The organism is Methylomonas sp. BG-2 (assembly GCF_057766305.1).
On record NZ_JBYMAP010000348.1, the window covers coordinates 1 to 3,038 of the forward strand.

4 protein-coding genes are annotated in these 3,038 nt (G+C 58.4%); all 4 read left to right on the top strand.

The annotated features are described in order from the left end of the window. The first annotated feature begins 283 nt into the window (after positions 1-283). The 4 genes from AC3B8H_RS19900 (at position 284) to AC3B8H_RS19915 (ending at position 2,896) form a co-directional block, all read left to right on the top strand. Complete coding sequence (locus tag AC3B8H_RS19900) at positions 284-457, top strand: hypothetical protein (RefSeq protein ID WP_488443257.1); 174 nt, start codon at positions 284-286, stop codon at positions 455-457. A 127-nt stretch (positions 458-584) separates the two neighbouring features. Beyond that, entirely contained in the window at positions 585-1,709 is a 1,125-nt protein-coding gene (locus tag AC3B8H_RS19905; RefSeq protein WP_488443258.1) for a fatty acid desaturase family protein, read from the top strand. A 165-nt stretch (positions 1,710-1,874) separates the two neighbouring features. Further along, positions 1,875-2,204, top strand: coding sequence for a hypothetical protein (locus AC3B8H_RS19910; RefSeq protein ID WP_488443259.1), 330 nt, complete (start codon positions 1,875-1,877; stop codon positions 2,202-2,204). Continuing rightward, entirely contained in the window at positions 2,201-2,896 is a 696-nt protein-coding gene (locus AC3B8H_RS19915; RefSeq protein WP_488443260.1) for a VPLPA-CTERM sorting domain-containing protein, read from the top strand. The genes AC3B8H_RS19910 and AC3B8H_RS19915 overlap by 4 nt, the downstream gene beginning before the upstream one ends. The last annotated feature ends 142 nt before the right edge of the window (positions 2,897-3,038 follow it).

Consider the following 3,038-nt stretch of genomic DNA (forward strand, 5'->3'; position numbering starts at 1 on the left):
AGAGCATGAACGGCGGATTCGTTTCGCCGCCTCTGAAATGTAACTTACCAGCCAATTCGGCAATGGCAATCCCGGCGGGTCTCCGCCAAAGGTCAGTGGTGGCTTGGGACGGGCTTCGGTTGCGATGATTGCGCGCAGGCCGAATCAATGACCTCAGAGTCGCCGACGGCATCGAGTGTGCGCCCGGTAGTCGTCCAAAGCCGGTGTTTCTTGGCTTTTGGCGGCGAAGGCTGTAGACTAGCCGCCATCCTTGGAACGGTGAAACGTCTAAAGCAATCCGCCAATGAACGCCGCACCGGCGGTGTTCGACGGGTTTAACGGCTTGGTCGGCGGTTCGAGCCCGTCCGGGGAAACCATGAATCGAGGCTTTGCAGCGATGCAAGGCCTTTTTTTTGGCTGGTGTTCGGTCGGTAAGCGGTCGAACATCATCGAAGTTCCGCCAGTTTTTCTGCTTTAGTGTTTTACCCGACTCTGAAAGACGCCGCCGCCGCGTTCGGCCGGTCTGCCGGCCATGGGATGGTAACCAACGAATCAGGAGCGCTAGGGTTTCGTCGCTTACCAATGCATTTTCAAGAGGTTGTGTTTTGAGTTTATCCAGTTACCAGTCGGTTGATCGCGAGCAGTTGGCAAAAGATGTTTCCGAGCTCCATCGACAAGCCCTGGCCGACATCGGGCCGGAAGATTATCGCCATATGAAGCGCATGGAGCGCTGGGGCCAGTTGTGTTCGCTGGCCGGCTACGCCACGGCCTGGCTGGCGCCGAATCCGGTGTCGGCCTTGTTGATCAGCCAGGGTAGTTTCACGCGCTGGACTCAAGTGGCCCATCCGATTCAGCATCGCGGTTACGACAAACTGGACGCCGCCCCCAAGCGTTACAAGAGCAAGCATTTCGCCCAGGGCTGGCGCCGCTTTCTGGATTGGCCGGATTGGATGACGCCGGCCGGTTGGCACCACGAACACGATGTATTGCACCATTTTCGGTTAGGTGAGACCGCCGATCCCAATAACGCCGAACACAACATGCAATGGCTGAGGCAGTCGAAATTGCCGATGTGGCTGCGCTACGCCATCGTCGCGGTATTCTCCGGCATTTGGAAGCTGAGTTACTACACGCCGCGTACCCACAAGGAATTACGCTTGCTGGCCGCCCGCCAGCACGATCGGCCGGCCCCGCCGATGACCCGCCTGGACGCCTGGAGCTGGTTTACCCCGCAAGGCCGGGCGCTGTGGTCGGAAAGCATTCTGCCCTACATCGCTTACCGTTTCGTGTTGTTGCCGGCCTTGTTCTTGCCGCTGGGCGGTTTTGCCGCGACCAGCGTGTTGCTGAATTCCTTGCTGGCGGAAATCTTCACCAATATGCACACCTTTTTGGTGATGATCCCCAACCATGCCGGCGACGACGTGATGGGCTTCGACCATAAGGCCAAGGGCAAGGGCGAATTTTATTTGCGGCAGATTCTGGGTTCGGTCAATTATCCGACCGGCTCCAACTTCAACGACTTTTTCTACGGTTGGTTGAATTACCAGATCGAGCATCATTTGTGGCCGGATTTGCCGCTCAGCCAGTACCAAAAGCTGCAACCCAAGGTCAAGGCGGTCTGCGACAAGCACGGTATTCCTTACTGCCAGGACTCGGTGTTCAAGCGCTTGCTGAAAGCGGTGGACATCATGGTCGGCAAAACCTCGATGCTGAAACCGGCGCCGGTGTGAGGCCAACGGATTGCCGGGCTTAATGCGCTTGACACGAAGCCGTGCTGTAATCCTACCCGAACGCTGTTTCGGGCCTGCTTCGGATAGCCGGCCGAATCCTGGCCGCTTATTGAGGTTTCAGCGGACACCCAGCCGTTTGCAATACAGTAAAAAAGGAGATCGTTCGTGCAACACTCAAAAGTCATGGTCTTGATGGGCCTGCTGTTCCTGTTCGATTCCGCCCAGGCTTCGACATCCGCGTCGGCGACCGCCGGCTCCAGCTCGTCCGGCAACCTCGCCTGCGGCTTGGGCGAGGATTGCAGCGAGGCTCACGCGGTGGGAGGGGCGTATGCCTGGGCCGATGCCTTGTCGTGGTCCGGACCCGGCAGCGCGAGAGCGGTCGCTACCGCGACTTCGGTCAATTTGGGCATGCAGACCGCCAGCGCATCGGCCAATACCGTCGTCGACGGCGGTGCCGTCCTGGTCAGAGGTGGGGCGGTATCGGCGATGTCGTGACGCTGCGTGGCCGTCTGGTGATCGAATCGGATTTGGACTACAGCCTTTCCGGTATCGCCGGAACCGGCGGAAGTTGTTGTTCGATCAGTTCGATTTTGGCGCTGAATGTCACGATTGAGCGCAAGGACCCCGTTCACGGTTATATCGGCGCGTCCGATTTCGAATTCGATATTACCGATCAATTCGAATCGGTGGCGCCGCCGATCAACCGGCTGTTTTCCAACACCCAATCGATTGCGATAGTGGAAAATGGGAGCGGCGTGCTCAGCCCGCTTGCCGAAGGCGCGTATTTAAACGGCGATCCGATCAGCTTTGCGTTCCAGATGGGCTACGCGGACGAGTTTCGGGTGCGCTTGAATTTGGAAGTCAGCGTCAAAGCCGACGCCAGCACCAATCCAGGTTGCGTGATGTTCAATCTCGACGGCGGCTGCGTAATCGATTCGACGCTCGACGACAATATTGCATCGATTTCGCTCGATGCCGGTCACTCGCTGTACTGGGCCGGCTTGGAAGCCAGCGACGTAGCGGGCAATCCGGTTCAAATCGTCTCGACCAGCGGATTCGATCTCTCGCAAAATTACTTCCCTCTGGTCAGCGTCCCGCTGCCGGCTTCGGCGTATTTGTTCCTGAGCGGCCTGGCCGGGCTGCTAACGGCGACCCGGCGCGCATGGTTTGTTCGGCCATTGGGGTGAGGTGCGAACCCCAGCATTTGTCGGCTTGCCCCTTGCCTATTAATAACCGTTTCGCTGTCCAGCCGTTTCGGCTGACGGGTGTCTGAACCCTGATCTGGTTGGGGTTCGTGCCTCACCCCAGCCTTCGCATGCCTGGGTTTGA